General features: G+C 68.9%; 21 protein-coding genes. 9 read left to right on the top strand and 12 right to left on the bottom strand.

Annotated features, from left to right (window positions below; translation table 11 throughout):
- Positions 1-40: 40 nt before the first annotated feature.
- The gene (locus tag SD37_RS00270; protein WP_044849486.1) at positions 41-703 is read left to right on the top strand and encodes a DUF1707 SHOCT-like domain-containing protein; all 663 of its coding nucleotides are present in this window, start codon (positions 41-43) and stop codon (positions 701-703) included.
- Here SD37_RS00270 and SD37_RS00265 read toward each other — a convergent pair.
- The 8 genes from SD37_RS00265 to SD37_RS00230 form a co-directional block, all read right to left on the bottom strand.
- A complete protein-coding gene (locus SD37_RS00265) occupies positions 700-2,118 on the bottom strand; it encodes an MFS transporter (RefSeq protein ID WP_044849487.1) in 1,419 nt (472 codons plus the stop codon). The two genes, SD37_RS00270 and SD37_RS00265, sit on opposite strands and share 4 nt — an antisense overlap.
- Positions 2,119-2,203: 85 nt before the next feature.
- Positions 2,204-2,740, bottom strand: coding sequence for a cadmium resistance transporter (locus SD37_RS00260; RefSeq protein WP_044849748.1), 537 nt, complete (start codon positions 2,738-2,740; stop codon positions 2,204-2,206).
- Between the two features lie 51 nt (positions 2,741-2,791).
- The gene (gene ptsP / locus SD37_RS00255; protein ID WP_044849488.1) at positions 2,792-4,429 is read right to left on the bottom strand and encodes a phosphoenolpyruvate--protein phosphotransferase; all 1,638 of its coding nucleotides are present in this window, start codon (positions 4,427-4,429) and stop codon (positions 2,792-2,794) included.
- A 67-nt stretch (positions 4,430-4,496) separates the two neighbouring features.
- A complete protein-coding gene (locus SD37_RS00250) occupies positions 4,497-5,357 on the bottom strand; it encodes a ribokinase (RefSeq protein ID WP_044849489.1) in 861 nt (286 codons plus the stop codon).
- Between the two features lie 327 nt (positions 5,358-5,684).
- A complete protein-coding gene (locus SD37_RS00245) occupies positions 5,685-6,812 on the bottom strand; it encodes a DUF6346 domain-containing protein (RefSeq protein ID WP_145926493.1) in 1,128 nt (375 codons plus the stop codon).
- A 41-nt stretch (positions 6,813-6,853) separates the two neighbouring features.
- Positions 6,854-7,867 carry a hypothetical protein gene (locus SD37_RS00240; protein WP_044849491.1) on the bottom strand — a complete coding sequence of 338 codons (1,014 nt, stop codon included), beginning with the start codon at positions 7,865-7,867 and terminating at the stop codon, positions 6,854-6,856.
- Positions 7,860-8,198, bottom strand: a complete 339-nt coding sequence (locus SD37_RS00235) for a hypothetical protein (protein WP_037308575.1) — start codon at positions 8,196-8,198, stop codon at positions 7,860-7,862. The genes SD37_RS00240 and SD37_RS00235 overlap by 8 nt, the downstream gene beginning before the upstream one ends.
- A gap of 24 nt (positions 8,199-8,222) precedes the next feature.
- Positions 8,223-8,768, bottom strand: coding sequence for a YbaB/EbfC family nucleoid-associated protein (locus SD37_RS00230; RefSeq protein WP_044849492.1), 546 nt, complete (start codon positions 8,766-8,768; stop codon positions 8,223-8,225).
- 190 nt (positions 8,769-8,958) lie between these two features.
- Between SD37_RS00230 and SD37_RS00225 the strand changes: the two genes are divergently transcribed.
- Positions 8,959-9,330, top strand: a complete 372-nt coding sequence (locus SD37_RS00225) for a hypothetical protein (RefSeq protein WP_083254844.1) — start codon at positions 8,959-8,961, stop codon at positions 9,328-9,330.
- A gap of 38 nt (positions 9,331-9,368) precedes the next feature.
- Entirely contained in the window at positions 9,369-10,088 is a 720-nt protein-coding gene (locus tag SD37_RS00220; protein WP_044849494.1) for a TetR/AcrR family transcriptional regulator, read from the top strand.
- Here SD37_RS00220 and SD37_RS00215 read toward each other — a convergent pair.
- From SD37_RS00215 to SD37_RS00205, 3 genes are all read right to left on the bottom strand, one after another.
- Complete coding sequence (locus SD37_RS00215) at positions 10,085-10,822, bottom strand: SDR family oxidoreductase (RefSeq protein WP_044849749.1); 738 nt, start codon at positions 10,820-10,822, stop codon at positions 10,085-10,087. The two genes, SD37_RS00220 and SD37_RS00215, sit on opposite strands and share 4 nt — an antisense overlap.
- 88 nt (positions 10,823-10,910) lie before the next feature.
- The gene (gene leuS, locus SD37_RS00210) at positions 10,911-13,757 is read right to left on the bottom strand and encodes a leucine--tRNA ligase (RefSeq protein WP_044849495.1); all 2,847 of its coding nucleotides are present in this window, start codon (positions 13,755-13,757) and stop codon (positions 10,911-10,913) included.
- Positions 13,758-13,928: 171 nt separating this feature from the next.
- Positions 13,929-15,080: an esterase-like activity of phytase family protein gene (locus SD37_RS00205; protein WP_044849496.1), complete on the bottom strand. Its 1,152-nt coding sequence runs from the start codon at positions 15,078-15,080 to the stop codon at positions 13,929-13,931.
- A 65-nt stretch (positions 15,081-15,145) separates the two neighbouring features.
- On the opposite strand from SD37_RS00205, the gene SD37_RS00200 reads away from it, so the two are divergent.
- Positions 15,146-15,577 carry an SdpI family protein gene (locus SD37_RS00200; RefSeq protein WP_037308592.1) on the top strand — a complete coding sequence of 144 codons (432 nt, stop codon included), beginning with the start codon at positions 15,146-15,148 and terminating at the stop codon, positions 15,575-15,577.
- An 8-nt stretch (positions 15,578-15,585) separates the two neighbouring features.
- Here SD37_RS00200 and SD37_RS00195 read toward each other — a convergent pair whose 3' ends face one another.
- On the bottom strand, positions 15,586-16,167 hold the full coding sequence (locus tag SD37_RS00195) for a YqgE/AlgH family protein (protein ID WP_007032276.1): 582 nt from the start codon (positions 16,165-16,167) through the stop codon (positions 15,586-15,588).
- Between the two features lie 209 nt (positions 16,168-16,376).
- Between SD37_RS00195 and SD37_RS00190 the strand changes: the two genes are divergently transcribed.
- Genes SD37_RS00190 through SD37_RS00170 form a run of 5 tightly spaced genes read left to right on the top strand, consistent with a single transcriptional unit; the run spans position 16,377 to position 26,519 of the window.
- Complete coding sequence (locus SD37_RS00190) at positions 16,377-17,651, top strand: MFS transporter (protein ID WP_044849497.1); 1,275 nt, start codon at positions 16,377-16,379, stop codon at positions 17,649-17,651.
- Positions 17,652-17,706: 55 nt separating this feature from the next.
- Entirely contained in the window at positions 17,707-18,324 is a 618-nt protein-coding gene (locus tag SD37_RS00185) for a YbaB/EbfC family nucleoid-associated protein (protein WP_044849498.1), read from the top strand.
- Positions 18,324-18,653 carry a WXG100 family type VII secretion target gene (locus SD37_RS00180; RefSeq protein WP_037308602.1) on the top strand — a complete coding sequence of 110 codons (330 nt, stop codon included), beginning with the start codon at positions 18,324-18,326 and terminating at the stop codon, positions 18,651-18,653. The genes SD37_RS00185 and SD37_RS00180 overlap by 1 nt, the downstream gene beginning before the upstream one ends.
- Before the next feature lie 10 nt (positions 18,654-18,663).
- Positions 18,664-26,076, top strand: coding sequence for a WXG100-like domain-containing protein (locus tag SD37_RS00175; RefSeq protein WP_052674786.1), 7,413 nt, complete (start codon positions 18,664-18,666; stop codon positions 26,074-26,076).
- A complete protein-coding gene (locus tag SD37_RS00170) occupies positions 26,073-26,519 on the top strand; it encodes a hypothetical protein (RefSeq protein ID WP_044849499.1) in 447 nt (148 codons plus the stop codon). The genes SD37_RS00175 and SD37_RS00170 overlap by 4 nt, the downstream gene beginning before the upstream one ends.

Genomic DNA, 26,519 nt, shown 5'->3' with positions numbered 1-26,519 from the left:
CCCGATCTCGCGGGTGAGATCCGGTTCTACCATTCCAGGCATGGGCGAGGAAGAGCAGTCGACGACCGAGACCAAGCCGTTGAGCGGACGGGACATCCGGGTCTCGGACGCGGAACGCGAGCACGTCGTCGAGGTGCTGCAGAAGGCGATCGGCCTCGGGATGCTGAATCTCGACGAGTTCACCGAGCGGACCGACCGCGCCCTCGCGTCCAAGACCCGCGGTGAGCTGAACGCGGTGCTCACGGATCTGCCCGGTCTGACGCATCCCGAAGCGGCGATGATTCCGCGTCAGCAGCAGAATCCGTGGGCCCCGCCGCGGCAGCCGTTTGGCTACGGGGCGTCCGGGCAGGTCATGGAACTCAACGGCAAGTACTCGGCGTTGCAGCGCAACGGGAACTGGCTGGTCCCGGAGTCGATGGTGGTCCGGAACAAGTACGGCGCCACGAAACTGGACTTCTCCCAGGCCGAGATCCAGCATCCGGTGGTGTACATCGAACTGCAGGTCAAATGGGGTTCGGTGGAGATCACCATCCCCGAGAGCGGCGCCGTCGACACGAACTCGATCACCGACATCAAATTCGGCAGCTTCGACGACCGGACCCGCTCGAACGGCCGCCCCGGCACGCCCCGGTTCGTCATCACCGGGCGCGTGCACGGGGGCGCGCTGATCATCAAGTACCCGCGGCGCGGGTTCTTCGGTTAGGCCCCGACCGGGCGCACGTGCCGCAGGTGCCTGAGCACGAAGTACGCGATCCCGGCCAGCACCAGCGCGGCCAGCCCGGACACCGCGTGCATCCCGCTGGCGAAAGCGTCGTGCGCGGGGACCGCGTCGGCGAGCTGGGCCTGGGTGACGGCGTTGCCCAGCGTCCCGACGGTCGCGATGCCCAGCGCGTAGCCGAACTCGTTGCCGGTCTGCGACAACGAGGCCGCCGAACCGGCCTTCTCCGGCGGCACGGAACCGACGACCAGATCCGTGCCCAGGGTGATCAGCGGGCCGCCGCACAGGCAGGTGATGGCGAAGGCGATCGACGGGATCACCGGACCGGCACCCGCCTCGACCTGCGTCAGCAGCAGGAATCCGGCGATCGCGCCTGCCAGCCCGCCCGCGATCAGGGTCGCGGGACGGAAGCGGCGGGCGAGGATCGGTGCGGTCAGGAAGCTGACGGTCGACGCGAGCATGCCCGGCAGCAAGGCCAGCGCGGCGCCGACCGGTGAAAGCTCCAGGACGATCTGGAAGAACTGCGCGACGAACAGCATCGTCGTGCCACCGAGCATGGTGAACGCGCACATCCCGCCGAGCGCCGTCGTGAACGCGCGGCTGCGGAAGAGCTTCAGGTCGATCAGCGGGTCGGCGAGCGTCCGCTGACGGCGCACGAAGACCACGCCGAAGCCGAGGCCGATCAAGAGCGAGGCCACCGGGACCACGTGCACGCCTTCACGGGCGAGTTCCTTGATGCCGTAGACCGCGGGAAGGATCGTGACCAGCGAAAGCACGACACTCGTCAGATCGATGCGGCCCGCGTTCTCGTTGCGGTACTCGGGCAGGAGCTTGGGTCCGACGACGAGCAGCAGGACCATCGCGGGGACGCCGAGCAGGAACACCGAACCCCACCAGAAGTGCTCCAGCAGCACGCCGCCGACCATGGGGCCGACGATCGCGCCGACGGTGAAGCAGCCCGCCCAGATCCCGATCGCGAGCGAACGCTGGCGGCTGTCGAGGAAGAGGTTGCTGATCAGGGCGAGGGTCGAGGGCGCGAGTGTCGCGCCGGCGATCCCGAGGACCGCGCGGGCGGCGATGAGCATCAGCGCGCTGGTCGAGAACGCCGCCAGCACGGACGCCAGGCCGAACGCCGTAGCGCCGACGAGCAGCAGCCTCCGGCGGCCGATGCGGTCGCCGAGGGTGCCCATGGTGACCATGAACCCGGCGATCATGAAGCCGTAGACGTCCATGATCCACAGCTGCTGGGTGCTGTCGGCGCCGAGGCTCTGGCTGAGCTTCGGCAGCGCGAGGATCAGCACGAAGACGTCGAGGGAGACCAGGAAGGTGGGCAGGGCCAGCACGGCCAGCCCGACCCACTCCCGGCGTCCCGCCCGCGTCGGGGTCATGGTGGTCGTCATGGTCCGGTCCTTTCTTCGCAGTGGCTGCCTTCACCACTGCGTCGAACCCGTGGACCGGATTTCGACATGCCCCCCGGGATCTTTTTCAGACCCCGGTGAGGATCAGCACGCCGATGCCGACGAGGACGACCGGCAGGAGCAGGTGACCCCAGCGCGCCAGGGCCCGGGCGATCACGGGACGACCGGCGAAATACCGGCCCGCCGCGCACCAGACCGCCACGAGTGCGAGGAACACGGCGGCGTACACGATCAGCTCGCCGGTGCCGGTGTTGGCGAACACGGGAACGTAGACGCCGATGTTGTCGCCGCCGTTGGCGAAGGTCACCCCCGCCACGGCGAGGACGCCGGGACCGACCTCGCGCTCTTCGTCGTCCGTGCCGCGTTCACGCCAGACGCGCCACGCAGCGCGGAGACCGAGCAGCAGCGGCACCACCCCGAGCCAGGGGAGGACGGCGTCCGGCAGCAGACCGGCACCGAACGCCCCGGCGAGCGAAACGGCGAGGATCCCGGCGAACCCGAGGTACTGCCCGGCCACCACCCTCGCCGCGCCTCCGCGTCCGGCGGCGCGGCCGAAGAAGAGCGCGAGCAGCACGAGGTCGTCGACGTTGGTGACCGCGAACATGCCCGCGGCCTGGCCGACCGAGTTCAGCACGGCGGGAGCAAGGGACCTTTGCTATCGCTTCCCGGCCGCGGCCGCCCTGGCCTCGACCGGATCCGCCGTGGCCAGGACCGCCTCGGCGAGCGCTTCGCATTCGGCCAGCGTCGTGGCCGCCAGGCTCGCGCCGACCGCGCGGACGGCGGGCGCGTTCATCGACAGGCTGGTCAGGCCGAGCCCGGCCAGTACCAGCGCGAGCCGCGGATCGGCGGCGGCCTCACCGCAGACACCCGCGGGTTTGCCGGTGTCCTTGGCGGCCTGGCCGATGACCTTGAGCAGGCGCAGCAGGCCGGGCTGCCAGGGATCGTTGAGCTTGGCGACGGCGCCGAGCTGACGATCGGCGGCGAAAATGTACTGCGCGAGGTCGTTGGTGCCGACGGAGACGAAGTCGACCGCGTCGAGGATCTCGCGGGCGGTCAACGCGGCGGCCGGGATCTCGATCATCACGCCCGCGCGGGCGATTCCGGCGGCCCGGACGCGCTCGGCGAACCAGGCGGCCTCGGCGACGGTGGCGACCATCGGCGCCATCACCGAAACCTCGGCGCCGGAGTCCTGTGCGGCCCCCGCGATGGCTTCGAGCTGGCGGTCGAGGATCTCGGGCCGGTCGAACGCGACGCGAAGCCCGCGTACGCCGAGAGCCGGGTTGGGCTCGACCTCGGGCTCCAGGAAGGCGAGGGGCTTGTCGGCACCGGCGTCGAGGGTCCGAACGATGACCGGCTTGCCGCGGAACGGCGAGAGCACGGCGGTGTAGGCCTTGCGCTGCTCTTCGACGGTCGGTTCGGCGGAGGCGTCGAGGTAGCAGAACTCGGTGCGGAAGAGGCCGACGCCTTCGGCCCCCGCTTCGGCCGCGGCCTGGGCGTCGGTGGCGGAACCGACGTTGCCGAGCACCTTCACGCGGTGGCCGTCGGCGGTGGCGCCGGTGCCGTCCCAGTCGATCGCGCCGGTCTTGGCGGCCGTGACGACGGCGGCGTTCGGATCCGCGAGTGTGACCACGCCGGTGTCACCGTCCACCGCAAGCGCTTGCGCGTCGAGAGCGAGGATCCCGCGCACGGCGACCACGGCGGGAATGCCGAGCGCGCGAGCGAGGATCGCGGTGTGGCTGGTGGGGCCGCCCTCTTCGGTGACGAGCGCGAGCACCTTGTCGGGGTCGAGGCCGGCGGTGTCGGCGGGAGCGAGGTCCCGCGCCACGAGGACGCTCGGCGACTCCAGGTCGGGGACACCCGGAGGCGCGATCCCGAGCAGTTCGGCGACCAGCCTGTCCCGCACATCGCGCACGTCACGGGCCCGCTCGGCCATGTAGCCACCGGCGGCCGCGAGCGCGTCGGCGAATTTCTCCGCCGCCTGGTGCACCGCACGCGGCGCGGGCAGGTTCTCGGTCTTGACCAGCGCCTCCGCCGAGGAGACGAGAGCCGGGTCGGCCGCCATGGCCGCGGTGGTGATGAGAATCGTCGCGGCCTCGCCGGTCGCGGTCTCGGCCAGCTTCTCGAGCCGGGCCGCCACGATCTGGGCCGCCGGGTCGATCCGGGCGGCCTCGGCGGCGGGATCGGCCGGTGCCGGCGTGCTCGCGGGTTCGCCGAGGGGTTCGGCGACTCGGACGACGGGACCGCTCGCGCGGCCGGGACTGACGGCGACCCCGGTCAGTGACTCAGACGGCATGGTCTAGACCATATCTCATGGAGGGCGTGACCTGGCTCATACCACCAGCACAACACAGAAGAAGACATCATTCCAGTTCGGACGCCGTCGGGTAGGAAGGCTGCGCGCCCTGGCGGGTCACGGTGATCGCCGCGACCTTCACCGCCCGGCGCGCCGCGTCGGCCAGCTCCTCGCCCTTCGCGAGCGACGTGGCGAGCGCACCGGCGAAGGCGTCCCCGGCCCCCGTCGTGTCGACGGCCTCGACCTTCGGCGAGGACACCTCGAGCACGCCATCCGCGGTCACCACCGCCGCCCCCTTCGCCCCGAGCGTCACGACAGCGGCCTTCGGCCCGAGGTCGAGCAACTTCGGGAAATCGGCCTCACCGCCGAGAAGGAAGGCGGCCTCGTGCTCGTTGACCAGCAGGACGTCGAGATTCTGGAGCGTCTTCGCGGAAAGCTCGGCCGCCGGCGACAGGTTCAGCAGCGTCCGGACCCCGGCCTCGGCCGCCTTCGCCACCGCGTGCTCGACGGTTTCGAGGGGAATCTCCAACGACAGCACGACGATCTCGGCACCGTCGAGATCGACGTCCTCGGGCCGCAAAGCGGAGTTGGCGCCGGGCGAGACGAGGATCGAGTTCTCGCCGTCGGGCGTGACCGTGATGTACGCGATCCCGGTTGGACGCTCGCTGGTGCGCAACGGCGTCGTGTCGACACCGGACTCGGCCAGCGACCGCTTGAGCAGCTCGCCGTACGGGTCGTCGCCGACCGCGCCGAGCAACGCGACATCGGCCCCGAGCCGGGCCGCGGCGACCGCCGTATTGGCGCCTTTGCCACCCGGCGACAAGATCGTGTCGCCACCGAGTACGGTTTCGCCACCCCCCGGTCGCCGGTCGACCGGGACGACAAGATCGGCGTTGGCGGAACCGATGACCAGTACCTGAGAAGTCATGGAGGAAACCATCCCATGACCAGCTGTTGTCCGGTCATGTCCCGTCCGTTGACGTAGATGTGAAGAACTTTGTAACTTTCCCGGCGCCTGGTGCGACAATCAGGCGAGCAGCGGAACGCCGTCACTCTTTCGGGGGATAACCCTCCCTCGGACGTCACTTCGGCGACAACCCCCGCTCTTCAGATGCGTTGCCGCGTTCACGCGGTGACGTTGCCCCGATCCCGGCGATGGCCGAGATCAGGGCATCGGGTCGCCGGCGTCGATCACGTAGCCCCCCGAGTGATCGGCGCCGGCGGCGCCCCGGCTTTGTTCTGGCGGGAGCCGCACTCAGGACGCAACCGCGTTCTGCGGGATTCCCCGGTACTCGCTCAGCCGGTCCGGCCGGATCATCGTCATCGCGGCCCGGATCTCGGCGAACGCGGCGTCACTGAACGCCTCAGGAATCCGGTAGCCGTTCACTACCGGCGGCAGCGGACGCCCGTCGAGGTTCGCCCCGATTTCCCAGAGCCCTTTCAGTGTTCGATGACGCTTCGCGAAATCCTCGTCGAAGGGGAAGAAGTCGATCATCCGCAAGGTGCGTCTGCCATCGGTGACGGTGGTCAAGCGAAGCTCGCGGAGGTCTTCCCAGCCGACCTCGAAGGTCGCCTTGTCGCGACGGAACCAGCGGATTCCTTCGACCGACACAGTGAACGTGGTGCACCAGTTCGCCTTTTTCCATCGCGCTGGCGTGCAGAACCACAGCCAGGCGGGAGAGAGGACTCCGATCGCCGCGATCGTGAGAGTCGCTTCGCGGAGTTCCGTTCCGCGTCCCGCGGTGAAGCCCACGATCCCGGAAATGACGGCGACAACGAAGAGCAACCCGCAAATGCGCCAGAACTTGGCGGACGACCAATCGTTGGGCGTGACCGTCCTCGAGGCCGTCACAGGAAGGCCCTCAGGAGCCGCCACGCCACCCAGCGGACGAACTGACGAGAGCGAAAGTGGGGTCGCCGCAGGCTGCTCATCGACAGGTTTCCGGAAACGCTTGTTCCGTCGCCAGTGGGCGAACAGGCCCAACCCCACGACCCCGACGACCGGAGGTACGACGCTCCACCACGGAAGGTCGCTCTTGAAATCCCGGGCGTAGTACCTTCCGAGTTCTTTGACGCGGACCGACTTACCGATATCGGCCGGTGTCAGCTCGTCAGGGAACGACCGTGCCGCCACCACTTTCTCACTGGACCGGGATGAATACGGGCGAACCTCGATGTCGCAAACCCAGTAGTAGCCGATCCCGGCGATGCTCAGCGGCCCTATCTCCTCGCAAGTCTTCACCGTCGCCATATCGGCCGACCCGCCCGTTTCCTCTTCACCGTGGGACACCATCCCGCGGCCGATCAGGGTCCAGCAGATCAGCGCGTAGACGAGCACACCTACGGCGACGCCGGCCACCTTCCACGGGGATCTGCGCGTCACAGTGGGAACTGCTTCGTACCCGGTTATCAGAAGGCCGTTACTCACTGGATCGACCCGGATATCCGTTGCGTGCCAGGTTGCTCGAAAATCGGCTCCGGCTCGGCAGTGCGCCTGGAGCCGACTGCTCCGTTCGCCTTCTCTGGCGGCTTCGGTTCACCAGTGGCGTCGATGGTGGTCTCTCGCCGGTCGCGCGCCTTGTCCTCCGACGCGCTCTTGACCACCTCTTTGACGGCCGTCTTCCCCGCTTCTTTCGCCACCTCCCAGAAAGCGCCCATGCCCGCGCCTTCGAACACGTCGCCCTTCTTGAGGAGGTCGCCGACGTTCTTGTAGAAGTCCATCAACATGGACTTCGCGCGCATGAGGACGCGCATCAGCTTCTCGGCCCATGTCATGGCTTCGGTGCTTTTTTCGATCGCGAAGGGAACGCCCTCCGCCGCCAAAGCGGCAGGGTAGGCAGGCGGCGGATACCTGGCGATGATCATGACGATCTTCGCCAGGGTGTCGGTGATCAGGTCGCGAATAATTGTTCGCACCACTGAGAGCACTGTCTTGCAGATGTTGATGATGTTCCCGGCGCGCTCGGCAAGCCGTACGATTTCCCGGTACCCGTTGAGCTGCTTTTGCACATAGGCGCGGTACGCGTCGGCTCCGGCGCCCGACCAATCCATGCAGTTCTTTTGCACCTCATCGGTCAACTCTTCGGCCGTCGTCTTGACGTACTTGCCGACCTCCAGCCATTTCTGCACCTCGAGATCAAGTGCGTCCTGGTCGCCGGAAACCCAGTTCAAAGGTTCCTTCAAGAAGTCGACGTGCTCGATGATCCAACCGAAACCCCAGCTCATCAGGGTTTCCAGCGGGTTCTTGATCACATCGACGATATCCGGGACCGCTCCCGCCAGGCTGAGGAGTCCCTCCGTCCAATCACCGTTCGCGAGCTTTTCGACACCGCCCGCCAGATCCTGGATCGCGCCCGCGCCTTCCAGCGCGTTGTCCACCTTGTACTTCTCGGCGTCCGTTTCGTTCTTGGCGCTCTCGAGGACGTCGTTCTCAGCCACGTTCCACCTGCTCTGCCCGCTTCAGAAGATCCACCGCGTCCTGGTCGGTCACCCGGCGTACCTCGGCCCACTTCCGCACCGCGGCGACGTGGTGCTCGCCTGCCGAGATCGCGGACTGCAGAGCCTCGCGCACGTTCTCCGAAAGGTTGTTGCAGATCAACGGCATCCCGCACATGTTGCCGATCAGTCCGAAGGCCAACATGTCCACACGATCTCTGTCCGCGTCGAGCGCGGTCCGCAAATGCTCGTGCGTCTGCTCCACTTGTTTGGCGTGTTCGTCGATCTGGTCCGGGTTGACGTCGAAACCCTGACCTGCCTGCGGCTGCCCCATGCTTTCCCTCCCTCAAGAACCCGCTCAGCGCAGGAAGTCGCCGCCGGTGAAGTAGTCGTCCTCGTGGTCCGTCTGCTGCCGACGCGCGGCACGCGGCGGCGCGGGAGGAGCCGGGGGTGCGGGCGGCTTGGGGGCAGGCGGAGGAGGCGTGTCGAGTTCGTCTTCGGCGACGAAGCGGTCGTCCTCGTCCGGCTCCCGGTGGCCGCCTTCGACGAAACCGGTCGGCTCGGGTTCCGGGTATTCGTTGTGCAGCTGGTTGACCAGCTCGTTCATCGTCTCGGTGCCCGCGATGGACGGGACGCCGGTCTGCATCGCGGCGGCCAGTTTGCTCTGGGCGCTTTGGACGACGCGGAGGATCTCCTGCGCGAGCGCGGGGTTGTCGCGCACCGAAGGACCGATCTCCAGGCCCACGAGGTTCCCCGCGTGGTTGACCTTGACCGAGATCTGGCCGTCCTTGCTGCGTTCGGACACCGAGACGCTTTCGATCTCGGTGCGCATCTGATTCGCCTTCCGCTGCGCGTCGGCCAGCTTGGCCTCGAAATCAGCGAAGAGCTGCTCAGGGTTCGACACGCGAACCTCCCCTGTTCACGTCGTAGCCGTTCGGCGACCGAGTGTGGCATACGCGTCTGACATCGGGGAACGTTTCGCGCGCATCCGCATCCCGGTCGTGTGGATCACCACAGCGGACCCCGGTTTTCCCTACCGGACTCGGCGGGCAGCCCGGTATTCACGCAGGTCAGCGGGCCATAGCGTGCTGAGCATGACGATTCAGGACTGGAAACGCGCGATCTACGCGCTTCTCGCGCTTCCGGGTTACCTCGGGGGCGCGAAAGTGCAGCGCGGACTCGCGCGGCGCTGGATCGGGCATGACGGCGGGACGCGGCCGCGGTTCGTGGCGGCCTTCGGTCCGAGTGTGGTCACGTTCCTTCTCGCTTTGCTGCTTTTCTATCTCGTCGGGCGCATCGCGACCTACGGTCTCTTCTGGTCGGGGAGCGACCCGGAGGGCACGTGGGGCGGGCCGACGCTGGCGGGGGCCTGGATCGTGCACTTCTTCGTCGCGCTGGGAATGGCCGTTCCGATCTTCCTGGCGCTCCGGCCGCTCACCAGACTTCAGGCTCGCCTGCTGGGTTGATCCCCGGTAATGCCGCATTGACCACCTAGAATGCCCGGATGAGCAACCCCAGCCGCAGGGGCCGCGAGCGGGCTGCGACCGATCAGGACATCCGCCGGACAGCGCGGGCGCTTCTGGTCGAGCAGGGCCCGGAGGCCGTGACCCTGCGGGCGATCGCACGCGAGCTCGGCATCACCGCACCGGCGTTGTACCGCTATTACGGCTCACGTGACGATCTGGTCGAGCATCTCCGCGCGGACGTCGTCGCGGATCTCGCGGCCGAACTCGCCGAGGACATCGCGCAGCTGCCCACCGAGGGCGCGCTTCAGCTTTTCGCCATCTGCAAGGGTTTCCGGCGTTGGGCGCTCACGCACACCAAGGAGTTCACGCTGGTCTTCGCCTCACCGTCGGGTGAGGACACGTCGAGCAGGCTGGACGAGCCGTTCGGGCGGATCTTCCTCGCGGCGGCGGGCCGAGTGCTCGCGATGCACGACCTGGTGACGCCGTCGAGTGACGTGGTCCCCGTCGAGCTGCGCGACGATCTCACGGCGTTCCAGGCGGAATTGCTGGCCGTGCTGGAGGAGTCCGGCGCGACGTTCCCGCTGGAGAAGCTCGACCTCGGCGTGACGTACCTGATGATCCAGTTCTGGGCCCGGCTCTACGGGCACGTCACGCTCGAGGTCTTCGGCAATTATCCGATCCCGTTCTCGAAACCGGACGTCCTCTTCGACGCGATGCTGGCCGATCTGGCGCGCGAGATCGGCCTGTCGATCGACTAGGCCGCGTGCCCGCCGTCGACCGAAACGGTCGTCGCGGTCACGTACTTGCTTTCCGGCCGGGCCAGGAACGACACGGTGGCCGCGACCTCCGACGGCGAGCCGTAGCGGTCGAACACCGTCAGGCTCCGCTGGTCGGCGGCGTACGGGCCGTCGGCCGGGTTCATGTCGGTGTCGGTCGGGCCGGGGTGGACCATGTTCACGGTGATCCCGCGCGGGCCGAGTTCCCTGGCGAGGCCCTTGGTCAGGCCCAGCAGCGCGGTCTTGCTCACCGCGTACAGCGACATCCCGGGCCCCGGCACGCGGTCCGAAACGCAGCTGCCGATGGTGATCACGCGCCCGCCGTCACCGAGGTGCCGGGCCGCGGCCTGCGTGGCCACGTAGACACCGCGGACGTTGACCGCCAGCACGCGGTCGATGTCCTCCAGGCTCGTCTGGTCGAGCGGGCCGACGAAACCGACGCCCGCGTTGTTGACCAGCACGTCGAGCCTGCCGAATTCGGCGACCGTCGTCTCGACCGCGGCCGCCACGGCCGCGGCGTCGGCGGCGTCGGCCTGGATCGCCAGCGCTCGGCGGCCGAGCGCCTTGATCTCGTCCACGACGCCCGCCGCGAGTTCGGCGTTGTTCTGATAGGTGAGCGCGACGTCGGCGCCGTCCTCGGCGAGCCGGAGCGCCGTGGCGGCACCGATCCCGCGGCTGCCGCCGGTCACCAGGGCCACCTTGCCGTCGAGGGTCATGCGGTGTTCTCCTTCGATTTCGTTGTCCTTGAACAACTCCATCGAATCGCCTCATGACCCTCGACGCTGGCGTCTTTCAGCCACGGCGCTACAGGACGATGTTGACCAGCCGTCCCGGAACGACGATCACCTTGCGCGGCGTGCCGTCACCGACCAGGGCGGCGACCTTTTCGTCGGCCAGCGCGGCCGCCTGCACGGCGTCCTTGCCGGCGTCGGCGGCCACGGTGACGCGCGAACGCACCTTGCCGTTGACCTGGATCGGGTACTCCACGGTGTCCTCGACCAGGTACTTCTCGTCGACGACCGGGAACGGCCCATGTACCAGGGAATCCGCGTGGCCCAGGCGCTTCCACAGCTCCTCGGTCAGATGCGGGGCCAGCGGCGCCAGCATCAGCACCAGCGGCTCCACCAGTTCACGCGGCGTCGCCTCGGCCGAACCGTACGTCTTGGTGACGTAGTTGTTCAGCTCGATCAGCTTCGCGCCGGCGGTGTTGAACCGCAGTTCCGCGTAATCCTCGCGGACCCCGGCGATCGCCTTGTGCAGCTGCTTGCGATCGGCGTCCGTGGCGTCCACAGTGGACACCCGCAGCTCGCCGGTCTCCTCGTTGACGACCAGTCGCCACAGCCGCTGCAGGAAGCGCTGCGCGCCGACGACGTCCTTGGTCGCCCACGGCCGCGAGACGTCCAGCGGGCCCATCGACATCTCGTAGAAGCGGAAGGTGTCGGCACCGTAGTCGGCGGCCATCTGGTCAGGCGTGACGACATTCTTCAGGCTCTTGCCCATCTTGCCGTATTCCTGCTTGACCTCTTCGTCCCCGAAGAAGAACTTGCCGTCGCGTTCCTCGACCTGGTCGGCCTGGACGTAGACGCCGCGGGAGTCGGTGTAGGCGTAAGCCTGGACGTAGCCCTGGTTGAACAGCTTCCGGTACGGCTCCTTGGACGACACGTGGCCCAGGTCGAACAGCACCTTGTGCCAGAACCGCGAGTACAGCAGGTGCAGAACTGCATGCTCGACACCGCCGACGTACAGGTCCGTGCCGCCCGGGTCGTCGACTCCGTGCTCGGCGGGACGCGGGCCGACCCAGTACTCCTCGTTCTCCGGCGCGACGAACGCGTCCGGATTGGTCGGGTCCAGGTACCGCAGCTGGTACCAGCAGGAGCCCGCCCAGTTCGGCATCGTGTTGATGTCGCGGCGGTAGGTCTTCTTGCCGTCGCCCAGGTCCAGTTCGACCTCGACCCAGTCGGTGGCGCGGGCCAGCGGCGAGGACGGCGTGCTGTCCTTGTCCTCCGGATCGAAGGTCACCGGCGAATAGTCGGCGACCTCGGGCAGTTCGACCGGCAGCATGCTGTCGGGCAGCGCGTGGACCTGGCCGTCCTCGTCGTAGACCACCGGGAACGGTTCGCCCCAGTAGCGCTGGCGCGAGAACAGCCAGTCGCGCAGCTTGTACTGGACGGTGCCCCGGCCGTGGCCGTGCTCCTCCAGCCAGCCGATCATCGTCTTCTTGGCCTCGTCGACGCCCATGCCGTCCAGGAAGCCCGAATTGATCGCGGGCCCGTCGCCGGTGAACGCCTTGCCGTCGAAACCTTCCGTCGGCTGGACGGTGCGGATGATCTCCAGGCCGAATTTCTCGGCGAATTCCCAGTCGCGGGTGTCCTGACCGGGCACCGCCATGATCGCGCCGGTGCCGTAGCCCATCAGGACGTAGTCGGCGACGAAGATCGGGATTTCCTTGCCGTCGGCCGGATTCACCGCGTAGGAGCCGGTGAAGACGCCGGTCTTCTCCTTGTTCTCCTGACGGTCCAATTCGGACTTCCGCGACGCGGCGGTCCGGTAGGCGGCGATGGCCTCGGCCGGGGTGGCGGCCTCGCCGGTCCAGCGGGCGTCGACGCCTTCCGGCCACGTGGCGGCGGTCAGCTCGTCGACCAGCGGATGCTCGGGCGCGACCACCAGATACGTGGCGCCGAACAGGGTGTCCGGGCGGGTGGTGAAGACCTCGATCTTCCGCTCACCGGAAGCGAACGACACGCGCGCGCCGTGCGAGCGGCCGATCCAGTTGCGCTGCATGGACTTGACCTTCTCCGGCCAGTCCAGCAGGTCCAGGTCGTCGACCAGCCGGTCGGCGTAGGCGGTGATGCGCATCATCCACTGCCGCAGACTGCGCCGGAACACCGGGAAATTGCCGCGTTCGCTGCGGCCGTCGGCGGTGACCTCTTCGTTGGACAGCACCGTGCCCAGCCCCGGGCACCAGTTCACCGGCGCCTCGGAGATGTAGACCAGGCGATGCGAGTCGATGATCTCCAGCTGTTCGGCGCGAGTCAGCTCGCACCAGTTGCGGCCGTCCGGCGTACGGCGTTTGTCCTGCGCGTACTCGGTCTCCAGGTCGACGATCGGACGGGCCTTACCGGCCTTCTCGTCGTACCAGGAGTTGAAGATCTGCAGGAAGATCCACTGCGTCCACTTGTAGTAGTCCGGGTCGATCGTCGAGATCCGGCGACGCTCGTCATGCCCCAGGCCCAGCCGCCGGATCTGGCGCAGGTAGGTCTGCATGTTCTCTTCGGTCGTCTTGCGCGGGTGCTGCCCTGTCTGGACCGCGTACTGCTCGGCAGGCAGGCCGAACGCGTCGAAGCCCATCGTGTGCAGCACGTTGCGGCCGATCATGCGGTGGTACCGCGCGAAGACGTCCGTCGCGATGAAGCCCAGCGGGTGCCCGACGTGCAGTCCGGCGCCCGAGGGGTACGGGAACATGTCCTGGACGAACAGCTTGTCCGACGGGACCTCTCCGCTCCCGTCCGCGAGCGGGCCGACCGGGTTCGGGGCGTGGTAGGTGCCGTGGTCGGACCAGTAGTCCTGCCAACGCTGCTCGATCTGGCCCGCCAGCTCCGCGGTATAGCGGTGCTGAGGGGCCGAGTCGGCGCCTTCGCTCGCCTGGTTCATCGCCGAAATCCTCCGTGCTCATCCACGTCAAGCCACTCCAGAAACAACTCGACCCCTCAGCCCGGAGGGCATGAGGGGTCGCCGCGCTGGTCCCGGCCGTTCGGCCAAGATCAGCGCGGCAGGCTAAGGAGCAGCCGAGCCGTGTTCATGTAGTCCAGTTTAACGCGCTGGTCAAAGCCGTTCCGAGGGGACCGCCAGAGCGATGAACTGGGTCACTTGCGTCGCCGAGAAGTTGTTGTCGCTGACGAGCACCAGGCTGCGCTCGCCGCCGGGCAGGCGCGGGCCCCAGGTCATCCCCTCGACGTTGTCCACAGTGGACAACTTGAAGTCGGAGAGGTCGGCGAGGAGGCGCTTCTTGACCGGTTTGACCTTCTTGGCATCGGTCAGCGACGGCGTTTCCGCGATGTTCGTGGCGCCCTTGGTGTCGATCTCGTAGATCCGGATCTTGTTGCCGACACCGGTGACGAAGGCGCGCTCCATGACGAGGTAGCGCGTCGGGTCGGCCTGGTCGACGGCCAGCAGCGACGAGACGCCGGTGGTCGCGAACGCGCCAGGCGGGTTCGGCGACGCGAAGACCTTGTCCTGCGGGTACGCGTACTGCGCGAGCACCGGGCCGAAACGCGACTGCAGAGTGATGCGCGAAAGGGCACCTGACGTGGTGGTCGGCTCGGGGCCGTCCTGCCGGAGCGGCCCCTCGACCGAGCTGGCGACGAGGGAGCCGAAACCGGCGAAAGTGAGGCCTTCGAGGACGAGGTTCTGCCGCGGCCCGGCGGTCGCGGTCATCTTCTCGTTGTCGGGAATCGGCAGGTCGCGGACGTAGGAGCCGTCGCGCTTCGCCTCGCGGATCGACGGGTCGATCAGGGCGGCGGCGGAGCGCTCGCCCTCCTGCGACCACAGATAGTGGCCGGTCCAGGGATCGACGCGGAGTTCTTCGGGGTCGATCGTCTGCATGTTCGGCGGCTGCGCCGGGTCGTTCTTCGCGAGCGGCGGGTACGTCGTGCCGTCCGGCCGGAGGAGCGGCTTGGTGCCGGTGAAGGTGACCGGCCCGAGTCCCTTCGCGTCCAGCGAGAACTTCGCGGTGTAGAACCGGGCCGGGTTGATCGCCGACCGGTCGTCGCAGATCAGCGCGTACTCGCCGGTGCGGGGGTCGTAGTCGATGCTGGACAGGCCGCCGACGACGGTGCCCTGGTAGAGCAGCGCGTTCGGGACGGTCTGTTCACCGAGCAACCGCAACGGACGGTGGTCGGCCTGAGCGGCGGGGGCCGTCATCAGAGTGAAGGGAATGGCCCCGATCAGGGCGGCTGCTAGAACTCGGCGTGACATGGCCTGTAGCACAGTCGATCAGGGTATCCGGCAGGTTGCCGGGACGTCACGCTTATCCTCGTGGAGTGTTCGTCATAGCGCTGGTCCCGATCGTGCTGGGTGTCCTCGTCGGCTGGGGTGGCTTCCTCGGTCTGCGCGAGAAGCTGCCGCGTGACCGCGGCGCCGGCGTGCGCACCGCCGCCACGATGCGCGGTGAAGACGCCTTCCGTCTCGGCAACAAGGTCGCCGGGCTCCCGACGCTGGCCGGCGGCGTGGTCGCCGTGCTCGCGGGCGCCGCCGCGCTGGTCATGCCGACGACGTCCGGGCTCGTGCTGGCCTCGGTCCTCGGGGTGGTCGGGATGATCGCGCTGGTCGCCGCCGGGGGAGTGCTCGGCAACCGCGCGGCCGCGGCCGTTCCGGCGCCCGAGCCCGCCGCACCGGAAGCGCCCGCCGGATGCAGTGGCTGCGCCTGCGGGACCTGCGGCGTCTTCAAGAAGGCCGACACAGCCACCGCCTAGAACACCGCCTAGTTGCGCTGCAGATCTCCCGGATGGGTGGCCAGCAGCGCCAGCGGAATGCCCTGACGGCGCAGCACCTGGCCCCACAGATCGTGGTGCGGCGAGGCGAGGACGTCGCTGGGCAGCGCCGGGACGATCACCCAGTCGTCGCGTTCGATCTCGTTCGCCAGCTGGCCCGAGTCCCAGCCCGCGTACCCGGCGAAGACCCGCACGCCGCGGACCTTCGGGACCAGGATCTCGGGATCGGTGTCGAGGTCGACCAGGGCGACCGGGCCGCGGACGGCGATCACGCCGGGCACGCTGGAGGCCGTCTCGCCGGTCCGCAGCGCGGCGAGGCACAGGGCGGTCTTCTTCTCCACCGGCCCGCCGACGAACACCGACTGCGGTTCGGCGACATGCCCGCCCCAGTTGGGGAGCACGTCGTACACCGGAACGTCACTCGGCCGGTTGAGCACGACGCCGAGCGTTCCCTCGTCCCGGTGATCGATGACGAACACGACGGTCCGCCGGAAATTGGGATCGAACATCGTGGGGGCGGCGACCAGGAGCGTTCCCGGTTCGACCTCGGCGTCCGCTGGCACGTCCGCCATGATCCCACTTCGAGTGGGGACAAATCGTCCGGCCAGGGAACAACAGCATCACGAGCATCGTTGGACACACCGGGTCGGTGCGCTTTCCGTGTCCCCCGGGCTCACTGAAGAACCGCCTTTGTGGAATACCGTCCGGCTGGAGCCACACTGCGCATAGCCGCCGAGAGGCGACCTTTGAGCGCACCGACCTCCTTCTTTAGGCTTCCGCCGTGACAACAAGGGCGTTCGTCCGCGAGCGCGACTTCCGCCGTCTGCTGTTCACGCGGTTCTCGGCGCACTGGGGCAACGGGATGTACCAGGCCGGGTTGACCGGTGCCGTGCTCTTCAACCCCGAACGCGCCGCCGACGCGCTCGCCATGGCTGGCGGGTTCGCGGCGCTGCTGCTGCCGTATTCGATCGTCGGACCGTTCGCGGGTGCCCTGCTCGACCGCTGGGACCGCCGGAAGGTGCTGCTCTTCGCGAACCTGCTCCGGTCGTTCACGATCCTCGCCACCGCCGTCGCCGTGGGCACCGGAGCGGCCGGTTTCGGGCTGTTCTCCCTGGCACTGGTGTCCGAAGGGATCTCCCGGTTCATCGGCTCGGGCCTGTCCGCGTCGCTGCCGCATGTCGTCGAGGAGAAGTCCGTACTCGCCGCGAACGCCTTCGCGGCGACGTGGGGTTCGGTGCTGGCGGTCGTCGGCGCCGGCTGCGCGATCGGGCTCCGGGCACTGACCGGCGCCGACGACGCGGGATCCGCGTGGGTCACCGCCGTCGCGGCACTGGGCGGGCTCGGCGCCGCGATCATCGCCTCGGGATTCGCGCGCGGGCTGCTCGGACCGTCGACGGTCGACGAGCCGTCGAACCCGGTCCTCGCGGTCGCCCGGGGCCTGTCCGACGGCGCGAAGGCCGCTTGGCGCACTCCCAGCGTCACGGCGGGGTTCATCGCGCTGTTCGCGCATCGCGCGTCGTTCGGGATCTCGCTGCTGGTGACCGTGCTGCTGATGCGCGGCCACTTCGCCGGCGGCGGGATGACGGGACTCGGGCAGATGGCGGGGTTCGGCGGGGCGGGGATCCTGGTCGCCGGGCTGCTGACGGCCCGGCTGATCCGCCGGTTCGGCCGGGTCCGGGTCGTGGTGGGGGCGCTGGTGCTGGCGGCTGCCGCGCAAGCCGGGCTGGGGCTGCCGATGCTGGTCCCGACGGCGTTGCTCGCGGCGTTCCTGGTGACCGGCGCCGGACAGGTGCTGAAACTCTGTGTCGATTCGTCGGTCCAGCTCGACGTCGCCGACGAGGCGCGAGGGCGGGTCTTCTCGCTCTACGACACCCTTTTCAACATCACTCAGGTCACCGCGGTCTCCCTGGCCGCGACGGTGGTCCCCGACGACGGCCGCTCACCTGGCCTGCTGCTCACGGCGACCGCGTTCTACCTGGTCGGCGCCGTCGGCTACCTTCTCGCGGTACGAAAACGGAGAAGAAGCGATACGGCTACTCCGTTGGCATTAGGGTGACGCTTACCGGCACCGGGTGGCGTATGCCCGGGCTCAAGTACTTCCGGGGGCTGAAGTGACGACGGCAGGCGACGACAGCGCGCGCCTCGAAGCGCGCAATGCCGCCATGAAGGATCAGGTCGACACGTTGCTCGAAAATTTCGAGCGCCAGACGGCCCAGCTCCGGGAAGCGCAGGAAGCCGCTTCGCAGATGTCCGCGACGGTGGTCTCGCAGGACGGTCTCGTCCGCGCCACCATCGACGCGACCGGCACCCTCGCCAAACTGGAGATCCAGCCGAACGCCTTCGAGCGCACCAGTCCCGCGCAGCTGGCCAACACCGTGCTGACCCTGGTGCGCCAGGGATCGCTGCAGGTCAAGCAGCAGGTCGCCGATCTGATGGCGCCGATCACCGAAGGGCTGCCGGACCTCTCGGACCTCATCGAAGGCGCGCCGTCGCTGCAGGGGCTGATGCCGGCGATCCCGGACTTCCTCGCCGAAGAGGAGCAGCCGCCCGCGCCGACGAAGTCCGACGACGACTTCGAGGACCCGCTGCTGCGCAAGGACGACGCCCCGCCGCCTCCGGCCGCCCCGCCCGCGCCGCCGACGCCGAAACCGATTCCGAAGCGCGTGCGTCCAACGCGGGACGATGACGAGGAAGAGCCGCCTTCGAGCTGGCTGACCAGGGGAGTCTGATGCCGAACGGTGGGGGCGGAGCCGGATTCACCGCGGATCCGGACGCGGTCAAGACGGCCGCGGCCAAACTGGGGCTCGCCGCGGATCAGCTGGACGACGCCGGCAAGGAACTGATGGCCGCGATCACCTCGCTCGGCCAGTGCTGGGGCAACGACGACGCCGGCAAGGAGTTCGCGAAGGACTACGAGCCGGGCGCGCAGGGCTCGTCCGAAGGATTCGCGAATATCGTCGAAGCCCTGCGGGGGATGCAGCACAACGTCGAACGGTCGATGACCGCGTTCACGAACGCCGAGGAAGAGATCAAGACGACGTTGGACAAGAAGGTCTAGCGCCGTGGGTATGGAGATGCCCGACGCGGTCAAGTGGCTCTTGCCGATCGTGGTCGGGGAAAGCTGGCCCGAAGGCGACGAGGACAAACTCCGCGAACTGCGCGACGCCTGGCACAACGCCTCGAAGGCCATCCAGCCGATCGCCGACACCGCGACCAAGGGCGCCACCGAGGTCCTCGGCGGCTGGACCGGTGAGGGTGCGGAGAAGTTCGCCGAGGCGTGGAAGAAGTTCGTCGAGGGCGACGACGCGTACTTCAAGTCGCTGGCCGATTCCTCGAAGGCGCTCGGCGACTCGTGCAACGCGACCGCGCTGGACGTCGAGTACACGAAGTACATGATCATCATCTCGCTGGTGATCCTGGCCGCGCAGATCGTCGCGATGATCGCGGCCGCCGCGGTGACGTTCGGTGGTTCGACGGCCGGGATCGCGCCGGCGCAGATCGCCACCCGCATGACCGTCCAGATGATCTTCCGGCAGCTGATGCAGAAGCTCGCGCAGGAAGGCTTCAAGAAGGTCGCGAAGGAACTCCTGGAGAAACTTCTCAAGGAGGGCCTGAAGAAGATCGGCAAGGAGGTCCTGCAGAACACGGCGATGAACCTCGCCATGGACGCGGGCATCCAGGGCCTGCAGATGGCCAAGGGCGACCGCGACAGCTGGGATTTCAGCAAGACCAAGGATTCCGCGATCAGCGGCGCCGTCGACGGTGTCGTCGGCGCGGGCAGCAGCAGTATCGGCAAGGGCGCCACCAAGGGACTTTCCGACAGCGTGGGCGGCCAGATCGTCGACAGCGCCGCGCGGGGTGCCGTGCGGGGCGCGGCGGAAGGTGTCGCCAGCACCGTCGGACAGGCCGCCGTCACGGGTGACCTGGACAAGCTTTCGGCCAAGGACGTCCTGATGGGCGCGTCCGGCGGGGCCGTCGGCGGCGGTGTCGACGGGGCGAAGAGCCAGATCGGCGACATCCGCGCCGCGAACACCCCCGGTGGCGCGGGCAACGGTCCTTCGACACCGGACATCGATACGGGGGATGGGGATTCCGGGACGCCTTCGCGTACTCCGGATAGTTCGTCGAATCGCGATTCGTCCTCTAATGGCGATTCTTCGTCTCGGTCCACTTCGGACAGCGACTCGTCTGCCAGCCGCGATTCGTCCTCTGGTGGCGGTTCTTCGCCGGAGCCGCAGGCACGTTCGGACGGCGGGAGCCAGTCTTCGCAGCGCGCGCCGGGTTCCGAAAGCGGTCCTCAGCGCACGGCGGACAGTTCCCCGGACGCGGACCGGGTCAGCCAGTCTTCGACGCAGGCCCCGGAACGACCGGCGGACGCCCCGGCGAACACCGGCGAGCGCGCGGCTCCGCCCGCGCAGACCCAGCACGCTCCGGCGGCGGCCGACAACAACACCGGTTCCGGGCAGCAGCAGGCCGCCGTGGCCAACCAGCAGCAGGCACCCGCGGCGGCCCAGACTCCCGCCCAGACCCCGGCACAGTCTCCTGCCGCGAGTTCCGCTCAGGGACCGGCTTCGAGTCCGGCCGCGAGTGCCGCGCAGTCGGGTGGAGCGCCTTCGAGCGCTTCGTCCGGCACACCCACTTCGACCGGTTCACCGGCGTCGACCGGCTCACCGGCGTCGAGCGGGGCTCCCGCTTCGACCGGTGCGCCTTCTTCCAGCGCCGGACCGGCGTCGTCGGGTTCGCCGACCGGCTCAGGTGGTTCGTCCTCCGGCGGTTACGGCATGGCGTCCGGCTCGGGTTCGAGTACGCCCGGCTCGTCGGGCGGTTACGGCATGGCGCCCGGAGGTAACCCTCCAGGCAACGGACCCGCGCCCGGCGGTTTCCCGCCCGGTGGCCACGATCCGGCCCGCGCGAACCGGCCGCACGACGGCGTCCAGGCCGCCGGATTCGCCGGTGGCGGCGGGCCGCAGCAGCCGCGGTTCGACCAGCCGCCCGGACAGGCGCCCTTCCAGGGCCAGCCCATGCAGCCGCCTCCCGGCGGTTTCGCCCCTCCGCCTCCGCCGCCGCCTCCCGGTGGTGGCAATGGCCCCATGCCCCCTCGCGGACAGCAGGGGCCGATGGGTCCGCGTCCCACCGGACCGCAGCCGCCGCCCCCGCCGCCGGGCGGACATCCGCAGGATCGCCGTCCGGACCGCGGGCCGCAGGAACGGCCGCAGCAACGTCCTCAGCAACCGCCGCCGCCCCCGGGTCCGCAGGGGCTTCACGGCCAGCAGCCGCCTCGGCCGCAGCAGCCGCCGCACGGGTATCAGGGCAGGCCGGGACCGGCTCCCGGTCCGCACGGCGGTGTCCCGCCGCGTCCGCAGACACCTCCGCCGGGGCAGCATCCCGGCAACCGCGGTCCCGCCGGCTACCCGCCGCCTCCGCCGCGACCCCCGCAGCCGGGCAACGGCCCGTTCCCCGGCAACCGTGGTCCCGTGCCGCCGCCCCCGCCCGGTCACCAGCCCGGTCACCAGCCGGGGCAGCGTCCCGGGCAGCACCCGGGACAGCACCCCGGGCAACGTCCGATGCCGCCGGGCGGCGAGCCGCCGCGGTTCGGTGGCCAGCAGCCGCAACGTCCGCCGCAGGTCCCGGCACCGCGCCCGGGTCAGGACGGAAACGCGGGCCCGCAGGACCGCACGCAGCAACAGCAACGCCCGCAGCAACGGCCCGAACCCGTCCGGCCGGTGGAGCGCGCCCCCGAACAGGCCCCACCGCAGGAGCGCGCGCCCCACCACGAGGAAGCACCCGCCTACCGCGGCAACCTCGACGACGGTGCCGACCTGCCCAAGGACAAGGACGCCGACACCGGCGCCCCGCACGACACCGAGTCGCCCACGGACGGCACGCCCGAGGACAAGACGGCCGGCGACAGCACTTCCTCGATCGACGAGCCGTACCTGACCGACCCGGACTTCCACACGGACGATCCCGCGGCCTACCGCGCGCTCGCCGAAACGCAGATCGACAAACGCGGCTTCGACGAGAACACCGGGGAAGCGCGGAGCGAACAGGTCCGCCGCGAAGGTCTCGCCAAACGCGACGCCCACGAAGACCCGCGCGTCAAGGCGATGTCGGATCAGGGCGCGTACGCGGTGCACAGCTACACGCGTACCGACATGGCCGAGAGGATCACCCACGCCCAGCGTCACGGTGGGCCCGAGCTGGAGGCGCTCCGCCCGCATATCGAGGCGATCACCTCCGGCCTCAACGAGATGCCCGTCTACGAGGGTGTCGTCTCGCGGCGGGTGAACTTCCACGGCAACGAAAGCGCCATCCAGGGCTTCCTGGCCGCGCACGCCGAGGGCAAGGTCATCGTCGACCCGCAGATGCTGAGCACGTCGCGGGTCACCCCGGACCATCCGCACAGCACCTTCCCCGGCGAAGTCGAGATGCGCATCCAGTCGAAGACCGGACGCCACATCGAGGATCTCGCTTCCAAGAAGGAAGAGCGCGAAGTCCTGATGAAGTCGGCGACGCAGCTGCGCGTCACCGAAATCAAGATGGGCCCGGGGCATCCCGAGCACCCCGACTACAAGGCGCGGCTGGACGACGGCTCGGTCAACGACCTGCCGAAGTGGATCGTCGAATGCGAAGAGGTCGTCCCCGGTGACGACGGCCACCTGACGCCGGAGCAGGTCCAGGAGAAGGTCGCGGAGCGTCGCGAGTACAACAACGCCGAGCAGGAGCGGCTGGCCAAGGAAGAGGCCGACCGCGACGCCCAGCTGCGCCGCGATCACCCCGAACTGTTCAACAACCAGGGTTTCGCCGGCCTCGAGACCAAGATCGCCGACGGCAAGGGCGGCTGGATCGACGCCTCCGACGCCCCGGTCCACGACGTCCCGAAGCCGAGGGAACACGTTCCCGACGGCGGCTGGTCCGAGCTGGCGAAGCCGCTCGACGAGGGCGGGACGCCGGTCATCCACGCCGGTTCCACCGACACCCCGCACCAGCAGGTCCGGCTGCTCATGGACGAGCTTCCGGCGGTCGGCGAGGTCAACACCCGCAACTACTACGCGCCCGAATCGTGGAAGGACGGCTTCCAGACCAACTCGGCCGAATCGCTGGTCGCGTTCGAAAACCGGATGACCGGGGGCGACGCCGTCGCCGGGCCGTCGACCGGCGGTTCGCCGCTGCAGCACGTCAGCGACCAGCTCGGCGGGCAGTGGTCTGATCGGAACGGTTTCGCCGACGTCGCCCGCGACCTGGGCGAACGCCCGGTCGGCGCGCGGACGGCGGTGGCGTTCGAGCATCACGCCGCCGGTGACCCGAACGCGCCGGAAGGCTCGCCGCGGTCCAAGGACCGGATCGAGACCCGGATCGTCGCCGCGGTGAACACGCCGCACGGCGTGGTCTTCGCCGACCCGATGACCGGGCGGCTCGCGACGCTGCCGGACAACCCGACGTCGATCAAGGCGATGCCGCTGGGCGGCGGCGACGCTCCGCACGCTCACCCGCCCGAAGCGCCGGAAGCACCTCAGCGGGCGCACACCGAGTCCCACACCGAGGCACAGCCGGAGACCCCCGCCGAGACACCGCCTCGGTCGACGGCCGACCGGCTGCGCGGCGACGACGAGCCGCCGCCGGTGGACCGGCCGGACGACCAGCAGGCGCCCAAGACCGAACTCGACATCTCCGAGCGGCTCAAGGGCACCGAAGAGGCACCTGCGCGGCTGGACGAGAGCTACGCGAGCGACCCCGATTTCCGGGGCTCGCCCGAGGATCACAAGAGCCTCCGGGACCGCTACGACAACGCCGAACTCGCCGAGCAGGCCCGGGAAAAGGCACTCAGGCGGCTCGAAGCCAGCCCGCTGAAGGACCGCGTCTCGCCCGAGGCCGCGGAAGCGATCTACTCGTACTCGCGCGAGCACGCCTACGCGATCAACGAAGCGAATCGCCTGGGCGAGGCGCATCCCGATTTCGAAAACGCCCAGCGCAGCACCCGGGCGATCGTCGGCGCGCTGAACGAGCTGCCGGACTTCCGCGGCGAGGCCATCCGCGGCGTCGACACCAAGGGCGACATGCGGGCCGCCGGGATGATCGCCGCGCATTACGAGGTCGGCCAGACCGTCCCCGAGCCGACGATGACCAGCTCCACCATCAAGACGTCGTCGGACACGAAGTCGAAGTTCGGCGAAGACGTCGAGATCCACATCATCTCGAAGACGGGCAAGGACGTTTCGTCACTCGCCGAGAACCCGGGCGAGAACGAAGCGATCAACAAGCCGAAGACCCAGCTCTACATCCACAGCAAGGAGTTCAAGACTCCGCCGGAGGTCGACCGGCCGAAGTGGGTCATCCACGCCGAAGAGGTCGTCCACCCCGACCCTCGCGCCCTCGACGCCGAGACCGCTGAGCAGCGGCTGGCGGAGCGGCGGGCCCGGCACGCCGCGGAGGCGCCCGAACTGGCGCGCCTCGCGCAAGAACGGTCGATGGCGCGCCTCGGCGGCTTCGACGAGCCGCAGACCCCGCCCATCACCACCGAGAACCCGGCCCAGCACGGGGTCGCGGACGCCGACAAGGGCCCGGAGTACGGCGAACAGCCCGCTCAGGACCACTCCGCCACCGACGACACGATGGAACTGCCGGTCCCCGAGCGGGACTACTCGTCGATGGCGGTGGCGACGAACCCGCCGAGCGAGCCGGCGATCCACGCCGGTTCGGCGAGCCCCGCGCAGCAGGCCGCCTACCTCGCCGACCGGCATCCGAGGCTCGGCGAGGTCAACCCGCACTTCGACGACCCCGACGCGCTGGCGAACGGCTTCCGGTCCAACTGCACCCGCACGCCGGGCGCGTACTGGGACCAGCTGCACGGCATCGATTCGACCGCCGATCCGCTGCTCGTGCACGAGATGGACAGCCGCGGCACGCTGGAGCACGTCGAGGAACGCTTCGGCGGCCAGTTCTCCGACAGGGCCGACTACGACACCGTCATCCGCGAGATGCGGGGCATGCCGACCGATCACCACGCGGTCGTCGCGGTGAAGTACCTCGACGAGAACGGCGTCGAGCGCGGCCACGTCGCCATGGTGGCGAACACCCGGGACGGCGTCGCGTTCATCGACCCGCAGTCGGGTGCGCTGATGAACCTGCCGCATCCGGCGCTCAGCGTGAAGCTGATGCACGTCGGCGTCCCGGAAACCCCGGGCGCGCACCACGCCGATGGGCACACCACGCAGACGGAAGCCGCTTCGACCAGGCCGGTCGACCCGCGGATCGCGTTCGCGCGGCCGGATCAGCCGGTGGACCCGCGGATCGCGTTCGCCAGGGAGGACACCCCCGACGTGCAGCCGTCGCGGATCGGCCCGGACGGCCGTCCGATCGTGACGCCGCCGCGCGACGCGGGCTACGGCATGGCGCACGACGAGCCCGCTCACGGCGACCGGGCCGAAGGCGAACGGTTCCTGAACGATCCCGAGGTCGCGGCCGCGGTGGACGGCTTGGACCCGGACAAGAAGCGGGCCGTCCACGAGGACGAGAACGGCGTCAAGCACGACGTCGGGCCGATGCGGGACTTCATCCGCGAGCACCTGCCCGCGCATCCGGAACTCGTCCGGCTGATGGAGCATCCGGACAACGCGTACCTGCGGGCTTCGCTGCTGAACAACCCGATGACCATCGGCAGCCTGCTGTTGCACCCGGAAGCCATCCCGATCCTCGAAGACGCCTTGCGCGACGTCGCGGAACGCGGCTACGAGATGATCGACGAGGTCCGCCAGGAGGGGCCGGGCGAAACTCCGCTGACGCAGGATCAGCGCGACCTCGCGAACGCGGCGGCGGACATCGCCGCCGACGTGGACCCCGGCGATCAGTACCACGCCGGCTTCGATCGCGCGGACAAGGGCGATCCCGCGAAGATCCAGGAATTCCTGGACGCCGAACGGGAAGCGTGGCCGCGGAACCAGGGCGACCTCAACGCGATCGCCGACCGGATCGCGGCGGAGAACAACGGCGAGTCGTCGGGCCGTCCCGGTCCGAAGGACGACGACCGCGCGAAGGCGAAGATCGAGGGCTACGACGGAGACGCGTCGAAACTGACCGACCTGGTGGGCGTGAAGATCCAGTTCGACACGCTGGCCGACGTCTACAACGCGCTGAACGCGGTGATGAACGACCCGGATCTCCGCATCGTCAGCTTCGACGACCGGTTCGCGAATCCGCAGGACAGCGGGTACCGCGATCTGCAGATGAACGTCCGGCTGCCGAACGGGCACGTGGCCGAACTCCGGCTGCACCTGAGGCATATCGACACCGTCTCGGCCTACGAACACGCCCTGTACGAGGTCCGCCGCGACTTCCCGACCTACAACCGGACACTGGACGAGAACAACAAGAAGAGGCTGTCCCCGGAACAGGCACTGCTCGAAGCGGCGCTGATGGACCGGGTCCGGGAGAAGTTCATGGCCGGTCTCCGCAAGGGACTGCCGCCTGAGGAGAACACGTGAGCCAGACGCCGTCCTTCTACACGTACTTCGGAAAGACCTACCGCGTCGAGCCGACCCCCGACGGGGGCCTGACCGGTTTCCTCCTCAACCTGAGCACCGGCGAGTTCGACGAAAAGCCGGAGCACGTGCGTGAGGTCATGTGGGCGATGGCGAGTTCGGACATCAGCAAGGTGTCCGAAGAGAAGTTCGTCCAGGAGACCGAGCGCGCCCGCGCGTACGAGCTCAAGGGCGGCGGACCGATCTTCGCGCTTTACGAGACCATCGACGGCCTGTACGCGCAGGCCAAGCGCGAAAACCGCCGCGTCGAACCGCAGGAGTCGGCGCTGATCCAGTCGCTGCGCAAGCGCACCTTCAAGATGTGGGAGGACGAGCTGGCCCGCCGCGCCGCCGGGGAGCCGCCGTCGTTCCGGGCGGAACCACGTTTCCCGAACCGGGCGCGATGA

The organism is Amycolatopsis orientalis (assembly GCF_000943515.2).
Taxonomy (GTDB): domain Bacteria; phylum Actinomycetota; class Actinomycetes; order Mycobacteriales; family Pseudonocardiaceae; genus Amycolatopsis; species Amycolatopsis orientalis.
The sequence above is the reverse complement of the archived record's forward strand: the minus strand, read 5'-3'. Positions and strand labels throughout refer to the sequence as shown.

Excerpts from the sequence above, each read along its gene's own strand:
- SD37_RS00220 (WP_044849494.1), top strand. The coding sequence starts at position 9,369 with ATGAGCAACCCCAGCCGCAGGGGCCGCGAGCGGGCTGCGACCGATCAG.
- SD37_RS00265 (WP_044849487.1), bottom strand. The coding sequence starts at position 2,118 with ATGACGACCACCATGACCCCGACGCGGGCGGGACGCCGGGAGTGGGTC.
- SD37_RS00270 (WP_044849486.1), top strand. The coding sequence starts at position 41 with ATGGGCGAGGAAGAGCAGTCGACGACCGAGACCAAGCCGTTGAGCGGA.
- leuS (WP_044849495.1), bottom strand. The coding sequence starts at position 13,757 with ATGAACCAGGCGAGCGAAGGCGCCGACTCGGCCCCTCAGCACCGCTAT.
- SD37_RS00215 (WP_044849749.1), bottom strand. The coding sequence starts at position 10,822 with ATGACCCTCGACGGCAAGGTGGCCCTGGTGACCGGCGGCAGCCGCGGG.
- SD37_RS00260 (WP_044849748.1), bottom strand. The coding sequence starts at position 2,740 with ATGTTCGCGGTCACCAACGTCGACGACCTCGTGCTGCTCGCGCTCTTC.
- ptsP (WP_044849488.1), bottom strand. The coding sequence starts at position 4,429 with ATGCCGTCTGAGTCACTGACCGGGGTCGCCGTCAGTCCCGGCCGCGCG.
- SD37_RS00175 (WP_052674786.1), top strand. The coding sequence starts at position 18,664 with ATGGAGATGCCCGACGCGGTCAAGTGGCTCTTGCCGATCGTGGTCGGG.
- SD37_RS00180 (WP_037308602.1), top strand. The coding sequence starts at position 18,324 with ATGCCGAACGGTGGGGGCGGAGCCGGATTCACCGCGGATCCGGACGCG.
- SD37_RS00225 (WP_083254844.1), top strand. The coding sequence starts at position 8,959 with ATGACGATTCAGGACTGGAAACGCGCGATCTACGCGCTTCTCGCGCTT.
- SD37_RS00250 (WP_044849489.1), bottom strand. The coding sequence starts at position 5,357 with ATGACTTCTCAGGTACTGGTCATCGGTTCCGCCAACGCCGATCTTGTC.
- SD37_RS00205 (WP_044849496.1), bottom strand. The coding sequence starts at position 15,080 with ATGTCACGCCGAGTTCTAGCAGCCGCCCTGATCGGGGCCATTCCCTTC.
- SD37_RS00195 (WP_007032276.1), bottom strand. The coding sequence starts at position 16,167 with ATGGCGGACGTGCCAGCGGACGCCGAGGTCGAACCGGGAACGCTCCTG.
- SD37_RS00235 (WP_037308575.1), bottom strand. The coding sequence starts at position 8,198 with ATGGGGCAGCCGCAGGCAGGTCAGGGTTTCGACGTCAACCCGGACCAG.